General features: G+C 50.0%; 23 protein-coding genes and 1 pseudogene. 5 read left to right on the top strand and 19 right to left on the bottom strand.

Annotated elements, in window-relative coordinates; translation table 11 throughout:
- Nucleotides 1–122 precede the first annotated feature (122 nt).
- The 4 genes from AB1N33_RS04000 to AB1N33_RS03985 are packed head-to-tail and all read left to right on the top strand — an operon-like array spanning nt 123 to nt 3,489.
- Nucleotides 123–938 carry a heme/hemin ABC transporter substrate-binding protein gene (locus AB1N33_RS04000; protein WP_411270252.1) on the top strand — a complete coding sequence of 272 codons (816 nt, stop codon included), beginning with the start codon at nt 123–125 and terminating at the stop codon, nt 936–938.
- Entirely contained in the window at nt 938–1,990 is a 1,053-nt protein-coding gene (locus tag AB1N33_RS03995; RefSeq protein ID WP_411270251.1) for a FecCD family ABC transporter permease, read from the top strand. Before AB1N33_RS04000 ends, AB1N33_RS03995 begins: the two co-directional genes overlap by 1 nt.
- Nucleotides 1,983–2,792 (top strand): heme ABC transporter ATP-binding protein, encoded by an 810-nt coding sequence (locus AB1N33_RS03990; RefSeq protein WP_411270250.1) that lies wholly within the window; start codon nt 1,983–1,985, stop codon nt 2,790–2,792. The genes AB1N33_RS03995 and AB1N33_RS03990 overlap by 8 nt, the downstream gene beginning before the upstream one ends.
- Nucleotides 2,770–3,489, top strand: a complete 720-nt coding sequence (locus AB1N33_RS03985; RefSeq protein ID WP_411270249.1) for a HugZ family pyridoxamine 5'-phosphate oxidase — start codon at nt 2,770–2,772, stop codon at nt 3,487–3,489. The genes AB1N33_RS03990 and AB1N33_RS03985 overlap by 23 nt, the downstream gene beginning before the upstream one ends.
- 14 nt (nt 3,490–3,503) lie before the next feature.
- On the opposite strand, the pseudogene AB1N33_RS03980 reads toward AB1N33_RS03985, so the two are convergent.
- The 16 genes and pseudogenes from AB1N33_RS03980 to AB1N33_RS03905 all read right to left on the bottom strand — a co-directional run.
- Nucleotides 3,504–3,635, bottom strand: a pseudogene (locus AB1N33_RS03980) (tRNA (uridine(34)/cytosine(34)/5-carboxymethylaminomethyluridine(34)-2'-O)-methyltransferase TrmL); the annotation flags it as partial.
- A 65-nt stretch (nt 3,636–3,700) separates the two neighbouring features.
- Nucleotides 3,701–4,945 (bottom strand): hypothetical protein, encoded by a 1,245-nt coding sequence (locus tag AB1N33_RS03975; RefSeq protein WP_411270248.1) that lies wholly within the window; start codon nt 4,943–4,945, stop codon nt 3,701–3,703.
- Between the two features lie 124 nt (nt 4,946–5,069).
- Nucleotides 5,070–5,882: a LytTR family transcriptional regulator DNA-binding domain-containing protein gene (locus tag AB1N33_RS03970; RefSeq protein WP_411270247.1), complete on the bottom strand. Its 813-nt coding sequence runs from the start codon at nt 5,880–5,882 to the stop codon at nt 5,070–5,072.
- A gap of 74 nt (nt 5,883–5,956) precedes the next feature.
- Complete coding sequence (locus AB1N33_RS03965) at nt 5,957–7,051, bottom strand: DUF2891 domain-containing protein (protein ID WP_411270246.1); 1,095 nt, start codon at nt 7,049–7,051, stop codon at nt 5,957–5,959.
- A gap of 207 nt (nt 7,052–7,258) precedes the next feature.
- Nucleotides 7,259–7,516 carry a 30S ribosomal protein S17 gene (rpsQ, locus tag AB1N33_RS03960; RefSeq protein ID WP_411270245.1) on the bottom strand — a complete coding sequence of 86 codons (258 nt, stop codon included), beginning with the start codon at nt 7,514–7,516 and terminating at the stop codon, nt 7,259–7,261.
- Entirely contained in the window at nt 7,516–7,707 is a 192-nt protein-coding gene (gene rpmC, locus AB1N33_RS03955; RefSeq protein ID WP_411270244.1) for a 50S ribosomal protein L29, read from the bottom strand. Before rpmC ends, rpsQ begins: the two co-directional genes overlap by 1 nt.
- The gene (gene rplP, locus AB1N33_RS03950) at nt 7,707–8,120 is read right to left on the bottom strand and encodes a 50S ribosomal protein L16 (protein ID WP_411270243.1); all 414 of its coding nucleotides are present in this window, start codon (nt 8,118–8,120) and stop codon (nt 7,707–7,709) included. The genes rpmC and rplP overlap by 1 nt, the downstream gene beginning before the upstream one ends.
- A gap of 3 nt (nt 8,121–8,123) precedes the next feature.
- Nucleotides 8,124–8,825 (bottom strand): 30S ribosomal protein S3, encoded by a 702-nt coding sequence (gene rpsC, locus AB1N33_RS03945; protein ID WP_411270242.1) that lies wholly within the window; start codon nt 8,823–8,825, stop codon nt 8,124–8,126.
- Nucleotides 8,826–8,834: 9 nt separating this feature from the next.
- A complete protein-coding gene (rplV, locus tag AB1N33_RS03940; protein WP_411270241.1) occupies nt 8,835–9,167 on the bottom strand; it encodes a 50S ribosomal protein L22 in 333 nt (110 codons plus the stop codon).
- An 11-nt stretch (nt 9,168–9,178) separates the two neighbouring features.
- On the bottom strand, nt 9,179–9,454 hold the full coding sequence (gene rpsS, locus AB1N33_RS03935; RefSeq protein WP_411270240.1) for a 30S ribosomal protein S19: 276 nt from the start codon (nt 9,452–9,454) through the stop codon (nt 9,179–9,181).
- A 15-nt stretch (nt 9,455–9,469) separates the two neighbouring features.
- Nucleotides 9,470–10,294 (bottom strand): 50S ribosomal protein L2, encoded by an 825-nt coding sequence (gene rplB / locus AB1N33_RS03930; RefSeq protein ID WP_411270239.1) that lies wholly within the window; start codon nt 10,292–10,294, stop codon nt 9,470–9,472.
- A 14-nt stretch (nt 10,295–10,308) separates the two neighbouring features.
- Complete coding sequence (gene rplW, locus AB1N33_RS03925; RefSeq protein WP_411270238.1) at nt 10,309–10,608, bottom strand: 50S ribosomal protein L23; 300 nt, start codon at nt 10,606–10,608, stop codon at nt 10,309–10,311.
- Complete coding sequence (gene rplD, locus AB1N33_RS03920; RefSeq protein ID WP_411270237.1) at nt 10,605–11,210, bottom strand: 50S ribosomal protein L4; 606 nt, start codon at nt 11,208–11,210, stop codon at nt 10,605–10,607. Before rplD ends, rplW begins: the two co-directional genes overlap by 4 nt.
- A gap of 18 nt (nt 11,211–11,228) precedes the next feature.
- Entirely contained in the window at nt 11,229–11,867 is a 639-nt protein-coding gene (rplC, locus tag AB1N33_RS03915) for a 50S ribosomal protein L3 (protein ID WP_411270236.1), read from the bottom strand.
- Nucleotides 11,868–11,885: 18 nt separating this feature from the next.
- The gene (gene rpsJ / locus AB1N33_RS03910; protein WP_010179497.1) at nt 11,886–12,197 is read right to left on the bottom strand and encodes a 30S ribosomal protein S10; all 312 of its coding nucleotides are present in this window, start codon (nt 12,195–12,197) and stop codon (nt 11,886–11,888) included.
- Between the two features lie 386 nt (nt 12,198–12,583).
- Entirely contained in the window at nt 12,584–13,006 is a 423-nt protein-coding gene (locus AB1N33_RS03905; protein WP_411270235.1) for an organic hydroperoxide resistance protein, read from the bottom strand.
- 180 nt (nt 13,007–13,186) lie between these two features.
- Here AB1N33_RS03905 and AB1N33_RS03900 point away from each other — a divergent pair, with 180 nt between their 5' ends.
- Nucleotides 13,187–14,851 (top strand): response regulator, encoded by a 1,665-nt coding sequence (locus tag AB1N33_RS03900; protein WP_411270234.1) that lies wholly within the window; start codon nt 13,187–13,189, stop codon nt 14,849–14,851.
- On the opposite strand, the gene AB1N33_RS03895 is transcribed toward AB1N33_RS03900, so the two are convergent.
- From AB1N33_RS03895 to AB1N33_RS03885, 3 genes are all read right to left on the bottom strand, one after another.
- Nucleotides 14,841–15,275, bottom strand: a complete 435-nt coding sequence (locus tag AB1N33_RS03895) for a MarR family winged helix-turn-helix transcriptional regulator (protein ID WP_411270233.1) — start codon at nt 15,273–15,275, stop codon at nt 14,841–14,843. The two genes, AB1N33_RS03900 and AB1N33_RS03895, sit on opposite strands and share 11 nt — an antisense overlap.
- Nucleotides 15,276–15,355: 80 nt before the next feature.
- A complete protein-coding gene (locus tag AB1N33_RS03890; protein WP_411270232.1) occupies nt 15,356–16,084 on the bottom strand; it encodes a PepSY domain-containing protein in 729 nt (242 codons plus the stop codon).
- A gap of 66 nt (nt 16,085–16,150) precedes the next feature.
- Nucleotides 16,151–16,396: hypothetical protein (locus AB1N33_RS03885; RefSeq protein ID WP_411270231.1), on the bottom strand; the 246-nt coding region annotated here is incomplete at its 5' end.

Raw genomic sequence — 16,396 nt, 5'->3', positions numbered from 1 at the left:
GATAATGATTCTCATTTATAAAGGGATTTAAACAAAGCCTCGCACCAAAATCAATACTAATGATAACTATTTTCATTTGCATTAAATTACGTATACTAGAAAGCCGGCTAAAGGAGAGTGATATGAATCGGTTAGTGCAACATGTTTTATTACTGGCAATGGTGGCGTGGCAGGCAGAGGCATCCGAGAGATACGTGACTGCCGGCGGCACGCTGACTGAAATAGTCTTTGCGTTGGGCAAAGGTGATGAGGTTGTCGCGGTAGATCAGTCCTCGTCTTACCCACCAGAGGTAAAGCAATTGCCGCAGGTGGGTTATTACCGCGACCTGGCTGCTGAAGGCGTGCTTTCCACAGGGCTAACTCACTTACTGGCACTGGAAGGAAGCGGTCGCGATGCAGCGCTCAGGCATATTGAAAATGCTGGCATCCCGGTAACCCTCTATCCCAAACCTGTAACGCTGGAAGGCCTATACCAGTTAATTCAATCGCTGGCTGATGACCTTGATGCACATCGGCAGGCTGACACCTTAATAGCGTCCTTACAGGCTTCGCTGCCTGGTATTCCGACTAAACGAAACAGAGCAGGTTTGTACCTTCTGTCCGCTGGCGAACGAGGTCTGATTGCTGCCGGGAACGACACGGTACCCCAGCTTCTTTTTGATCTTACAGGTATTGATAATGTTGCCTCTCACAGTGGATTTAAAGCCATGGGCGTGGAAGCACTGGCGGTGAGCCAGCCAGACTTTATTGTTGCCCCCAGCCATGTTGTCGAAGGCGGAGGTGGTCGCAAAATTTTTTGCAAGCAACCCGCACTGGCTATGCTCGAAGCAGCGCAGCAGTGTCGCTTGCTGGTCATGGAAAGTCTGCTGTCATTGGGTATGACACCACGTATCGCCGACGCAATTAAGACCATAAATCAGTTTATTGAGGCAGACTAATGGAACAGGTTGCGCATCTTTACCACGCTTCACAGCAATACAAGTCGCGCTGGGAATTAACGCTGATTGCCGCGTTGTTCGTGCTTGCCCTTATATCACTGGGCTTCGGCCCGGCAGGCTGGGACTGGCGACTGGCGGTAGCCTGGGTAGCGCCCGACCTGTTCAGCGATTTTACCGAGCTACAAATAAATATTGTCTCTCAAATACGACTTCCCCGTTTTTGTCTTGCCGTCATAGTCGGTGCTGTGTTGGCGCAGACCGGTGCGGCAACCCAGGCACTGTGCCGAAATCCGCTGGCCGATCCGTCTATCATCGGTGTCAGCGCCGGTGCAGCGGTAATGGCGGTGGCCACGATTGCGTTTAGTACTGTTTTCGGTTTCAGCGCTGACCATTACTTACCGTATGCTGCATTTGCAGGTGCCCTGCTTGCTACATTGCTGGTTTACCGGCTTTCTGCCCGACACAGTGAAATTAATGTCACCACACTCATACTGGTGGGTGTAGCCCTCAATGCGCTGTCATTCGCGTTGATTGGCCTGTTTAGCTTCTATGCTGACGACAGCGCTCTGCGTCTCATCAACTACTGGACGATGGGCTCACTGGCCGGTGCAACCTGGTCTTCACTACTCCAGACGTTACCACTTTTGCTGATAAGTGCTGCAGGGCTGTTTGTGCTCAGAAAAAGGCTCAGCATACTGTTACTGGGAGAAGCCGAAGCCCGCTATATGGGCGTTAATATCGCGCGTCTTAAGGTTCAGGTTGTGTGTCTGATTGCACTTGGTGTAGGCGCTGTCGTCGCAATGACCGGTATGATTGGTTTTGTCGGCCTGGTTATTCCTCACGTCGCCAGATTGCTGCTGGGAAGCAATATGCAACAAATGATGTTGCTGTGTATGCTATGTGGCAGTACCGTGCTGCTATTGTCAGACTGGCTGGCGCGCATTATCGTCGCTCCGGCTGAACTACCTATTGGCATTATTACCGCACTTATCGGTGCCCCCGTCTTTATTTATCTGCTGCATCGTCAACAGTCGGAGGGCCGGTATGCTTGAGATTTCAAACCTCAGTGTTAAGCGTGGCTACCGAACAATCATTGCCGATCTCGCCCTGTCCATACAACCTGGCCAACTGGTTGCCCTGACAGGAGAAAATGGTGCTGGGAAGTCGACACTATTACATACGCTGGCAGGCACCCATTCATTCATCGGGCAGATCTTATTTGACGAGGTACCTTTGACAGCCTGGTCTGCCAGTGAACTTGCCCGCCGCAGGGCGGTGTTAACCCAGCACATTCAGACGGCATTTAACTTGTCAGTGATTGATGTCATTGCCATGGGCCGCCACCAGATAGCCGAGAGCCGCCAAACCTGTTTTAAGCGAGTTAACGAATTCATTCAGTTGCTCGCGCTGGAGGGACTGGTGTCACGCAGTACCCATCAGTTGTCGGGCGGCGAGTTACAACGCGTTCACATGGCAAGATGTCTGGCCCAGCTGGATGCGTTTGGTGATGCTCACAAACCCGCATTACTACTGCTTGATGAACCCACTTCGGCACTTGATTTACGTCATCAACATACGCTGATGCAACTCGTTCGTCGTTTCGTTGAACAGGGCAATGCCGCCATCGTTGCCATTCACGATCTTAATCTGGCTTCGCTGTATGCCAATCGCGTCTGTCTTTTACACGATAAAAAAGTAGCGGCTTTCGGCTCACCATCAGGCGTGTTTACCGCCAGTCGGCTTGAGTCGGTGTACCACACTCCTATGCATGTCAGCAGTCACCCAACATTACATCACCCCATGATTTATTCAGAACCAAAGGAGAATCTATATGCGAGAACGCGCAATGAGTGAAGCAAAACTACTGCTAAGACAATCGGATACCGGCGTAATTTCAACCATTTCGAAAAACCTGCAGGGCTACCCGTTTGGCTCAGTCACACCCTTCATTTCTGACAGTCAGGGCAATATATACTTATATATTAGTGATATTGCTCAGCACGCCAAAAATATGCAGGCGGACAGCCGAATGAGTCTGACCGTCTTCAGACAAGGTGAGCATGGTGATCAGAATGAGCAGGCGCGAGTCACATTGGTCGGCGATGGCAACATCGTGGATGGCGATAAACACGATGAAGTGCTGGCCAGGTATATCCGCCGTTATCCGGATGCCAAATCCTATGAGCAGGCTCACGACTTCAATATTTGGAAAATCACGGTAAAGCGCATTCGCTACATTGGCGGTTTTGGCAAAATATTCTGGTTAGAACAACAGGAATGGGTTGCTGATGAAGCGCCCTGGGATGCACAGGCAGAGAGTGGAATCATTGAACACATGAACGATGATCACCAGGATGCAATGACTCTCATTCTTCGTCAGGCCACTGGCATCCTGGATGAGCAGGTGGTTATGTCGGGGATCCTGGCCGATGGCTGTTACCTTTACAGTCAGGGTAAGAACCATTTTATTCCGTTCAATGAAGTGTGTCGGGCACCAGGAGATGCGCGAAAAGCGCTGGTAGCACTGACTCAGGCTGCGCGTGCTGCATAAAATAAAAGGTGTTGCTAGCGGGCGCCTTCAAAACCCAACTGGCGCCAGCTTTCATACACGAACACCGATACCGCGTTAGACAGGTTCATACTCCGGCTGTCTGGCAACATGGGAATGCGTACCCGTTGTACTGGTGGCAGTGATTTTTCAAACAGACGTTGCCAAAACAACACAGCCCGCACTCAAATAAAAAGATGCAATCTCAGAATCATCAAATGCCTGTCGGCTTAGCCCAGTCAGAATTGCGAAATAAAAGCAGGTACTGGCCATAATCCGCCGTAGAGGCATTCTCAGCCGCGGTTAATGTCGTCCCAAAGGGAAGTAATTTAACGGGGTGAAACAGTCTCTGAGACTCTCTGTAAGGACTACCCTCATTATCCATTTTAAACAAGGTTTTAGTCGATGATTCAGTGACCATCTTCAAGTCCATAATGCCGTAGGCATAATAGGTAAGCAGGCTGTCGTAGGACACCGGCAATTTCGAGTATTTTCCCTCTGACTGCATAAATGATGGCAGACTGTTGCTATGCACCGTCATATAACTGTCGACAAAGAGCATGTTGATTGACAGTGTCTTTTCCTTAAACCACGCATTTTTCTCACCGATTCGAGAAGCCATGGGGTTGAGGCCCTCTGCAATTGGATGTGTCAGGGTATGGCCTAACCCATAGAACCCATAAACCTTTTTGTTGAACAGATCATAGTGGTCATACAAAGCGATAAGATTGTCGGTCAGTATGGCTTCTCTGTGTACATCGTTCAGTCTGAATTGAATATTTGCCTTCAGGTGATTCAGTTCCCACTGTACTGACTCAGAGATATCTTTTTGCTCCATCAGACCATTTATTGCGGCTAGTGCATCCTTCAGTTGCTCTGACTCGGTTTTACCCTCATCAAAGTGCAACGCGAGTTGTTGGTCGATGTCTGCCAGGTGTTTATAAAGCAGAGAGACATCACGTATTTTATCATTCCCATAATACGTGAATGTTGCGCCTGACTGATACAGAGCGCGCAACCGCTTCCAACGCTTTTTGTAGTCACTATTTTCCCGACCAATATTGACTGCCCAATGAGAAAGAACGCGTTCCAGCAGTGCGTCATCACCTGTGCGGTTATATGTATTCATGAAGTACGCCTGGCTGTAATCCATCTCCGCCAGGTAAGTATCGAAAGCAAATTGTGTTCTAAGATGGGTATAAAACTCGACATCGAAATCTGTTGGTGATGAAAATCCATGTATTTCACCCACAAGAATTAAGTCATTGTTCTGTATATCATCTTTCATCAATTCATAATCAAATGGCTCATTGAGGCTCTTTGATTCTTTATTTTGCTGTAGATAGTCGACGTACTTTGCACCTGAAACGTATTCACTGAAAAAAAATGCACCGTAACTAACAGACCCAAGTACCGCAGCGACGAGTGCGGTAAAAGCAGCTAATTTGATCACTCTCATAATTCATTTCCTGTTTTTTGCTGACGTAAAAAACATATCGCAATCTGGCAGGGTGAAGAAAAGTGAGTGACCAAAACCACTCATTGAGTGATGAAGACAACAGATCAGGGATGAAGTGACGAAGTCAGGGACGAACCTGCAGCCTTTCCATTAACTTGTCGAAGTATGTAGCACCTACAGGGATGGGAGTCTCAGCATTCTCAAGCAATACCTTAGCTTTTCTTTTAGAGCCTGTGACGTTGTTGATTTTCTCTGGGTTTATAATATAGGAGCGGTGAACCTGCACGGCACCAGGCAACTGACTTAGTACATCGGCTAACGTTGTACGCAGTAATACTTCCTGCACCGCGTTATTCTCATTCAGGATATGGATGGCAACATAGTTTTGTTGTGCAACTGCGCAACAAAACCGGGAAAAAGAAACTTCTATGCGTTCATCCGCATTTTCCCCTTCTATCCTGACTACATTTTCAAGGTTGTTGTCTGCAACCTGGGCATGTCCGGTTGCGTCAAACTGTGTCCCTACATGTTGTCTTAATAATACGATGACCGGGAATACAAATACCGCAAACGGCATTACAAACTTAATGATGAATAAGCCGGATTCAACCAGAGTTTTATCTGGCGCACCGAACATCATTGCATGATAGATATTCGTTAATACAGCAATGACTAGGAATAGCATCGCCATGGAAAACGCTTCATTCTGCCAGTGCCAGACGCGGCTACTTTTTAAGTACCACTTTCTTTCAACAACGTAACTCAGCAACAGCGAAATGAATACTACCGCGCCATAACCCATCAGTTTTAGCGATGTACTCAGGTCTGCCTGACGCTGCGTATCAAATGGCTCTGTAAACACCATAAAAAACGCGATCAGACACCCTATACCTAAAGATATCAGTAAATAGTGGCGTGGCTTTTCTACAAACTTCATTGCTTGGCTTACGGCGTAGGCTTCGTTGTTTACTTTTTATCACTAACTCGCACGAATAACGAGCGGGTAAATGGTTACTCCAGTCCACGCTGTGTCTGCAGGTACGCGGCGAAGCTGCCAAGCCAGTGACTGCCCATATAATGCATATCGCCAAGTACCGCATTCAGGCCTGCCTGTCGGTGGGCCTCTACCGCACGGCTCAGCGGCCTGATGCGGGCATCGTTTTCAGGCAGACCGCGAATAATGCCCTCCAGCATCCAGGCACGGCTGGTGTTAAGCCCATCAAGGTGGGCCAGCTTACCGTCGGTTTTGTCTGTAACAACGGCAGGAACCAGCCAGTTATCGCCACTTGTGGCCGTCAGGGTTGGAAAAAAGTCAGATAACCACGCAGCGTAAGCCTTCTTATCCATCACCCGGCGCATCAGGTCGGCTTCGGCAATACACGGTGACAAAAAGTCCTGACCGGACGGCTCATACGCCAGCGGACAGTTTTTGTCTTTCAGGTATAAAGCATTGATACGGTCTTTCAGCAAAGCCTCAAACTCGCCATCGCCAGCAATTCTGCTCCAGTCCAGCATCAGGCCAAAGGCAAATGCGGTCTGACTGTGTTCTCCGGTACGGATAGGAAACGTCAGTTTCGGCAGCCAGTCGCTGATATTTTTCACCGCTTGCTGTTCTAAGGGGCGCAGGTTCTCCAGCCAGATCTTTGCCTGCGGCAATGACGACTGACGCAATTCAGCGGTGAGCTGCAGCAACCAGGCAATACCATAAGGACGCTCGAACGATGCCATACCATCGCGCTGATAATTCGCCAGTTCGCCGGCAATATTGTCCGCAGTAAAACTCTGATCGAGCTTGCTGATGATGGTATCCGCATTCACTTTCCCACTGCTGGTATTCAGCATTCTGACTAACAACCAGTGGCCATGCACCGATGAATGCCAGTCGAAGCAGCCATAGAATGCAGGATAAAGCTCACGCGGGGGCTTTACGTCGTCGTCGCTGATCATGTAGTGCGCAATTTTATTGCTGTATTCCTTGTGAATACACTCAAGCGCCAGTTTGGAAAATACGGCTTCATAACTGTTGTTAGTGTCGGTATCGTCAGCCCATACCGGGTTAACCAACAGCAACAGAATTAGCGAAAGCAAGGTAATGTTCTTTGTCATGTCCTACACCGCACAGCGAACTTGTCGTCAAACCACCATCTTACCTCAGTAAATCAGCTACTGCATGCCTGGGCTAAGTCATAAGAAACATTGATTCCGAACTAATAGCGAGGGCAAATATTCGCCAACTGGGTCTTCAGCACCAACAATCAGGCAAAAAAAAGCGCCGACCAAAGGTCAGCGCTTTTTGGAGATTAGCGGTAGCGATTAAACGCCAGCTTTCTCTACAACGTCTACCAGCATCCAAGATTTGTTCTTAGACAGAGGACGACACTCACGTACAGTGACGGTATCGCCTTGGTTGGCTACGTTGTTTTCATCGTGAGCGTGCAGCTTGGTAGAGCGCTTGATGAACTTCCCGTAGATAGGGTGCTTAACAAAACGTTCTACAACAACAGTGATGGTTTTATCCATTTTGTTGCTAACCACACGACCTTGTACTGTACGAATTTTTTGCTCAGTCATTACGCATCAGCCTTTTGAGTCAGAATGGTTTTAACACGCGCGATGTTACGACGCACTTTCTTCAACTGGTCAGTTTTTTCAAGCTGGCCAGTGGTGTGCTGCATGCGCAGGTTGAACTGTTCGCGAAGCAGATTCATCAGCTCTGCGTTCAGCTCTTCCACACTTTTTTCTTTCAGTTCTGCCGCTTTCATTACATCACCGTCCGAGTTACAAAGGTTGTTTTAAATGGCAGTTTTGCCGCTGCCAGTTCAAACGCCTCGCGTGCCAGAGACTCAGGAACACCTTCCATCTCATACAGAACACGGCCAGGTTGAATCTGGCATACCCAGTACTCAACGTTACCTTTACCTTTACCCTGACGAACCTCAAGAGGCTTCTCAGTGATTGGCTTGTCTGGGAAAACCCGGATCCAGATTTTACCCTGACGCTTAACGTGACGAGTCATAGCACGACGCGCTGCTTCGATTTGGCGAGCAGTCATTCGACCGCGGCCAACTGCCTTCAGGCCATAAGTACCGAAGCTTACCTTGCTACCAGCAACGGCAAGACCACGGTTACGACCTTTGTGCATTTTACGAAATTTCATGCGTTTTGGTTGTAACATGATTTAGCCCTCTCGCTTAGCGCTGCGGCCTTTCTTCTTAGGCTGAGCAGGAGCTTGCTCCTGAGTAGTAGGCAAACCGCCCAGAATCTCGCCCTTGAAGATCCATACTTTAACGCCGATGATACCGTAGGTAGTTGACGCTTCAGACGTCGCGTAATCGATGTCCGCACGGAACGTGTGCAGTGGAACGCGACCTTCACGATACCATTCAGTACGTGCAATCTCTGCACCGCCCAAACGGCCGCTTACTTCAACTTTGATACCTTTAGCACCAAGACGCATAGCGTTCTGTACCGCACGCTTCATAGCACGACGGAACATAACACGACGCTCAAGCTGGCTAGAAATGCTGTCTGCAACCAGCTGGGCATCCAGCTCTGGCTTACGCACTTCTGCAATGTTGATCTGAGCAGGCACGCCGGCCAGCTTAGATACGTGATTACGCAGCTTTTCTACGTCTTCACCTTTCTTACCGATAACCACGCCTGGACGAGCAGTGTGAATAGTTACACGGATGCTCTTCGCTGGACGCTCGATCACGATACGAGAAAGTGACGCGTTTTTCAGTTGCTTCGTCAGGTACTGACGTACCTGATGATCGTTATACAGATTATCTGCATAGTCTGCGGTATTAGCGTACCAGGTAGAAGTCCATGGTTTGCTGATACCCAGGCGTATGCCCGTAGGATGTACCTTCTGTCCCATTATCTACTCCTAGTTATCCGCTACAACCACAGTGATGTGACTGCTACGCTTAAAGATACGATCTGCACGGCCTTTCGCACGTGGCTTGATACGTTTCATTGTTGGGCCTTCATCAACGAAGATTTTTGCTACGCGCAGTTCATCGATGTCTGCGCCTTCGTTGTTTTCAGCGTTGGCAATCGCAGATTCCAGAACTTTCTTGATCAGCGCTGCGCTTTTCTTCGGGCTGAACGTCAGAAGCTCAAGGGCTTTCTCAACGTGCAAACCGCGAACCTGATCCGCAACCAAGCGTGCTTTTTGAGCCGACGTGCGGGCAAAACGGTGTTTAGCTAATGCTTCCATCTTCCTACCCCTTAACGTTTGCTTTTCTTATCCGCGATATGACCGCGGTAAGTACGCGTTGGCGCGAATTCGCCCAACTTATGGCCGACCATTTCGTCGTTGACCAAAACTGGAACGTGCTGTCGACCGTTATGGACCGCAATGGTCAACCCAATCATATCTGGGATGATCATAGAACGACGTGACCAGGTTTTAATTGGTTTACGGTCGTTCTTTTCCACTGCAGCCTCTACCTTCTTCAGCAAGTGAAGGTCAATAAAAGGACCTTTCTTGAGAGAACGTGGCATGGTGAATCCTCGCTATTACTTGTTACGACGACGTACGATAAGCTTATCAGTACGCTTGTTGCTTCGGGTCTTCTTACCTTTAGTAGGAGTACCCCAAGGAGTGACTGGGTGACGGCCACCAGATGTACGTCCTTCACCACCACCGTGTGGGTGGTCAACCGGGTTCATGGCAACACCACGAACGGTAGGACGGACACCGCGCCAGCGGTTTGCACCCGCTTTACCCAGTGAACGCAGCATATGTTCTGCATTACCAACTTCACCGATAGTGGCGCGGCAATCAGACAATACTTTACGCATTTCGCCAGAACGCAGACGCAGTGTAACGTAGTTTCCGTCACGCGCCAGGATCTGAACGTAAGCACCAGCAGAACGTGCAATCTGTGCACCTTTACCAGGCTTCATTTCTACTGCGTGTACAACGGTACCCACTGGGATGTTGCGCATAGGCAGCGTGTTACCGGCTTTGATAGGCGCATCAGAACCAGACTGTACGCTGTCACCCGCTTTCATGCCTTTAGGTGCCAGGATGTAACGACGCTCACCATCTGCATACAGAACCAGAGCAATGTTTGCAGAACGGTTAGGATCGTATTCCAAACGCTCAACTTTGGCTGGAATGCCGTCTTTGTTGCGTTTGAAGTCAATCAGACGATAGTGGTGCTTATGACCACCGCCGATGTGGCGAGTGGTGATACGACCATTATTGTTACGACCGCCAGTTTTGCTGTTCTTTTCCAACAGCGGTGCATACGGCGCGCCTTTGTGCAGGTCATGATTAACGACCTTAACTACGTGACGACGACCGGCAGAAGTTGGCTTAGCTTTCATTAATGGCATTTCTAATCCCCTTCTTACTCAGCGCCACCGACAAAGTCGATGTCCTGACCTTCTTTAAGAACCACGTAGGCCTTTTTCCAGTCGCTGCGTTTACCGAAAGCCATGCCGTGACGCTTGGTTTTACCTTTCACGTTCACGGTACGAACACCTTCAACCTCAACTTCGAACAGTTTCTCAACTGCCGCTTTGATTTCGGCTTTGTTCGCGTCTTTCGCTACTTTGAATACAACTGTGTTGTTCGCTTCAGCAGCCATTGTAGACTTTTCTGAAACGTGTGGTGCTTTCAGCACCTTCAGTAGACGTTCTTCTCTCATGCTAACGCCTCCTCAAGTTGTTTCACTGCATCAGCAGTGATAAGCACTTTTTCAAATGCAATCAGGCTGACCGGGTCGATGCCTGCTACGTCACGTACGTCAACCTTGTACAGGTTACGTGCTGACAGGAACAGGTTCTCATCAACTTCAGGCGTTACGATCAGAACGTCATTCAGTTCTAATTCGTTCAGCTTAGCAATCAGGGCCTTAGTCTTAGGTGAGTCAACACCAAACTTCTCAACCACAACCAGACGGTCCTGGCGAATCAGCTCAGACAGGATGCTCTTGATCGCACCACGATACATTTTCTTGTTAACTTTTTGGTCAAAGTCACGAGGCTTAGCAGCGAATGCACGGCCACCACCAACCCAGATTGGGCTGCGGATTGTACCAGCACGGGCACGACCAGTACCCTTCTGACGCCATGGCTTCTTACCACCGCCACGTACTTCTGCGCGCGTTTTCTGCGCTTTAGTACCCTGACGAGCACCTGCACCGTAAGCAACAACGACCTGGTGTACCAGGGCTTCGTTGAATTCACGTCCAAAGGTCGCTTCGGATACTTCAAGAGCGCTGTTCGCGTCTTTCAATGTTAATTCCATCAGTTCACTCCCCAGACGTTACGCTTTAACAGCTGGCTTAACGATTACGTCGCCGCCTGTTGCGCCAGGTACGGCACCTTTAACCAGGATCAGGTTGTTCTCTACGTCTACACGTACAACTTCCAAAGACTGCGTAGTCACTTGCTTGTTACCAAGCTGACCAGCCATTTTCTTGCCTTTGAAAACTTTACCTGGAGATTGGTTTTGACCAATTGAACCAGGAGCACGGTGTGACAAAGAGTTACCGTGGGTCATGCGCTGAGAACTGAAGTTCCAGCGTTTGATAGCACCTTGGAAACCTTTACCTTTTGATGTACCAGTGACATCAATTTTCTTGGTGTCGTTGAAGATTTCTACAGTGATTTCACTGCCTACTTCAATGTCGGCACCTTCGTTGTCTTCCAGGCGGAATTCAACAAGTCTGCGGCCCGCTTCAACACCTGCTTTAGCAAAGTGACCTGCTTCAGCTTTGTTCACGCGGTTCGCTTTCTTGGTTCCAGCAGTAACCTGAAGAGCGCGATAACCGTCTGTTTCCTCAGTGCGAAGCTGAGTAACACGGTTTGGGGTCGCTTCAATAACAGTCACAGGGATAGACGTGCCATCTTCAGTGAAGATGCGAGTCATACCCACTTTACGACCGACTAGACCAATCGCCATTGTTATAACCCTCTCTTGTTAGCCCAGGCTGATTTGAACATCAACGCCGGCAGCCAAGTCCAAACGCATCAACGCATCAACTGTTTTGTCAGTTGGCTCGATGATGTCTACCAAACGCTTGTGAGTGCGGATTTCGTATTGATCACGCGCGTCCTTGTTGACGTGCGGAGAAATCAGAACTGTATAGCGTTCTTTGCGAGTAGGCAGAGGAATTGGACCGCTGACCTGAGCACCAGTGCGTTTCGCCGTTTCAACGATTTCAGCCGTAGACTGATCGATCAATTTATGATCGAACGCTTTCAAACGAATACGAATTCTTTGATTTGGCATCGATTAAGCTCCAATCGAAAGAACAAAAAAATTCACCCTTTCTCTCCCTTTTATTACCGGGAAGAAAGGATGTGCGTAAACCGATGGTTCCCAATCGGAACCCTGTTCTTCTTCTAGCACGCCTGCAACACAAATCGTCTAATCGACCGAGCGCGTTACGTTGGCAACCACCCTAAAAGCAGTGAGGTCGCGGCTAAAAAGTTATGCCCATAACAGGCAGTGGGCGCGAATTATACAGGGGAGAGCAGATAAAGCAAGGGAAAGTTTGAATAAAAACCGATCAGGGCGGTTTTGCGTTCAGCCGCGTTAAGTCACGTGTTGTCGCTTGCGTTCAACGGGCGAAAAACAGCCTGCCGGCATAACACCGGCAGACACCAACAGGCGGGTTATACCAGGGTGGTAGTAATGTCGATATTACCGCGTGTTGCATTAGAGTACGGACAGACTTTATGCGCTTCTTCTATCAGCATGTTGCCGGTTTCTTTATCAATGCCCGGCAGGCTGACACGCATGTCCACACTGATTGCAAAGCCCACACCGCGGTCGTTCTCACCAATACCCACGTCAGACTCTACGCTGAGGTCATTTGGCAGCGACACCTTCTTCTGCCCGGCAACAAATTTCAGCGCACCGATATAACAGGCGGAGTAGCCTGCCGCGAACAACTGTTCAGGGTTCGTGCCGTCGCCGCCAGCGCCGCCCAGTCCGGCAGGCGTGCTTAACGCTACATCCAGTTTATTATCTGAGGACACCGCGCGACCGTCGCGACCACCGGTGGCTTTTGCCGTAGCTGTGTATAGTGCTTTCATAGTGCATCTCCTTTAATTGAAGCAATTGCTTTACTGACAATGTTATTGCGATAAATATTATTACGCAAGCAAAGATAAAAAGATCACACGACGGCCCTGATGAATTTGTGTACATCACGCTAAGGCAATGTCTATACTGACTTTTCGCTACTCCTTTTCAGGGTTTGCTTATCATCTGTTATGCCTGAATCGATTACAGATACCGCCACATATATAAGAGAAGTTGCGCAGACATTGCGACTCGCGGGCTTTCGGATCCTGCTGGCGTTTTCACTGATGATTACTCTGGTGATTATTGCCACGTCACCAGAGAACAGTGCTATCGCGCTGTTCTTCCCATTATGGTGGTCTGCCATCGCCGTGATTGCACTGCAGTTCCCCCACCTTAGTCAGCTTTGCGCCCGCACGTGGGCCGTAATCTCTATTCCTATGGCGCCGGTGTTAATCATTAACAATGGGCTGATGCCCGCCACCCTGCTGCCGCTGGCGACTATTTTTCCGGTCATGCTGCTGCGCGGCGGATGGCGTCTGATGAGTATGGCGATCCTCGCCGGATGTATTTTTCTGGTACCACTGTACGACGGCCCTATCGATACCGGGATATGGCTGCGGCTTTGTGTGACCAATGTGGTTATCTCTATTCTTATTTACGCGTTGGTCAGCCGCTTGGAGAAGGCGCTGGTAGAAAGCAGAAATAAATCCTACGAGCTTAAACTGGCGCTGGAAAAAGAGCGTCATGCCTCGGCAACACAATCCCGCTTTCTTGCCACCATGTCACACGAGATCCGCACGCCCCTGAACGGCATTCTGGGGTTAACCGATGTTGTGCTGGCCAGGCCGCTGGACGAATCGCAGCGTCCTAATCTTGAGAAGATTCAGCGTTCCGGGCTGCTGCTTAACCGCATATTAAATGACGTCCTTGACCTGTCTAAGCTGAATGCCGGAAAGCTGCTGCTGGAAACCATCACCTTTGATTTAGCCACACTGATAGACGATTGTGTGACCTTCTATCAGCCAGCCGCCGATAAAAAAGGGCTTACCCTGACCCAGCAGGTTGATGAACGGGTGGTTCACGCTGTCAGTGGTGACCCGACGCGTATCGCCCAGGTGCTGCACAACCTGCTCAGCAACGCCATAAAGTTCACTAAGCACGGGGGCGTTTCACTCACCGTCAACGTTGAGCAGCAAATGCCGGACGCGCAGACACTTATCTTTTGTATTGAGGACACCGGCAGCGGCATTGATGCCAGTGTCCACGAGCATATTTTCGAGGCCTTTACGCAGGCCAGTGAGTCTGTAAGCCGGGAATATGGTGGCACCGGCCTGGGCCTGCAGATTGCCAAAAGCCTTGTATCTGCCATGAATGGCGAGATCTGGGTAGCGTCGGTGCCGGGCGAAGGCAGCCGCTTTCATTTTCGCATTACCCTGCCCAAAGCCAGTTCACCGCTGCCTGAAACCAGAAGCGACAGCGACGATGCGCACTACTACGCCCACGTACTGGTTGTTGAAGACAATGAGATTAATCAGCTGGTTGCCAGGTCACTGCTGGAGGAATTCGGCGTGACGGTTGATCTTGCGGCTAACGGACAGAAGGCGCTGGATAAGGTGCGCGCACACCAGTATGACCTGGTTTTTATGGATTTAAATATGCCGGTCATGGACGGCAAAGAGGCTACCCGGCATATTCGCAGACGCTACCCGGACCTGCCAGTCATTGCGCTGACCGCCGCGGTACTGGAGGAAGAAATCAGCGCCGCCATGGACGCCGGCATGAACGCCTACATTACCAAGCCGGTGAAACGTCATGATCTTAACGCCATGCTGGCAACGTTCCTCAAGCGGTAATTTGTGCCCGTAGCGTGTCCAGTTGCTGCTTGAGCTCCAGCAACGTATCGCCGCTGAGTCCGCATGCGTCAAACACACAGCGGTTTACTTCCAGCCCCTTTTGCTTCAGTGCGAGGCCTTTATCGGTCAGCGTAATGGTAAGCGTACGGTCATTGTGAATACCGCGATTGCGGGACAGTAACCCTTCAGCCTCCATGCGCTTTAATACCGGAGTCAGTGCGCCAGGCTTTTGCCCCAGCCGCCGGCTAATCTCGCTAAGACTCACCCCGTCGGTCTCCCACAAAATAAGCATAATGGTGTACTGCGTGTAGGTCAGCCCCAGTGCCTGCAAATGTGGTTTATACAGTTGTGTCATTGCAAGCGAGGTTGCATAGAGAGAGAAACACAACTGATTATCAAGTAACAGACGTTCTGAGTCAGACATCACACTTCCGGCATATCATGTTAGCGACACCCCGCATTCTAGGGTGCCCGACGCTGGCGGGCAATGGCTTATCGTGCAGCTCACGCATGTCTCGCCCTGCGCGTAAAACGACGGCGACGCGGTCGGTATCGTTGCCACAACAGGACCAGTCCGGTCAGGGTGAACAATAACGCCGAGGCGGAGAAACTAATAAGTAACGGGTTATTGATGTCACTGCGTTCGTCGTAATCCATGATATGCAGCATCCAGAAGAAGTCGAACAGGCGCCAGTTATCTGTGCGTACCCGTGTCACCATGCCCGTATCGGGATCCAGATAAAACCGGCTGTTTTGGGCGTCATCCATTTGCACCTGCCACAATGGCGGCGTCAGGGCATGTACTTCCTGAGGCAGAGCGTCGAGCAGCTGCACTGAGACGGCCGTACCGGGTCCTGTATACTGTGCCATGGCAAGCGCTGATACCGTCGTGGCGGTAAGTGGCGCAAGCGTTTCGCCGGTAATTGCACTGACATTCACGTTGCGGTCATTACTACGCACAGAGTAAACCGGCTCGGCGGTCAGCAGACCATTTGTCAGCAACAGTCTGCTGCTAAGCCGCAATGGTGTTTCCCCCGGGTAATCTGACAACACATCGGCAGGTGATACGGCTGCATCCGACCAATTGGCACTGATGTGTTTTTTAAGATGTTCGCCGCGCACTTCCTCAATAGGTAACACCGACATGATAAGGCCACTGAGAAACCACAAAAGAATTTGCAGGGCAAGGATAAGACCTAACCAGTTATGAAGCTTACGGCAGAGTTTGTACACGTGCGTTCCTGTTGAGATGTAATTTACTTATCTCAACAGGAACGGAAGGTGGGGTCAATCTCGGGATTATTCCGTGCCGTCATCGTCCTCATCGTCGTCCGTGTCGTCATCATCGTCACCCTTGCCTTTGTTCATGGCTTTTTTCATGGCCTTGGCATCGGCTCGCTGGGCTTTACGCTCTTCTTTATCCAGCTTCATTTGCGCTTTTTTCTGGGCCATTTTTTCTTTGTGGTCGGCCTTTTTCATTTCGCGCTCGGCTTTTTTCTGCTCGCGCATTTCTTCACGCATTGCTTTGCGGGCTTCGCGCGCTTC

The organism is Alteromonas nitratireducens, from assembly GCF_040812025.1.
GTDB classification, from domain to species: domain Bacteria; phylum Pseudomonadota; class Gammaproteobacteria; order Enterobacterales; family Alteromonadaceae; genus Alteromonas; species Alteromonas nitratireducens.
This window is presented reverse-complemented; position numbering and strand designations above follow the sequence as displayed.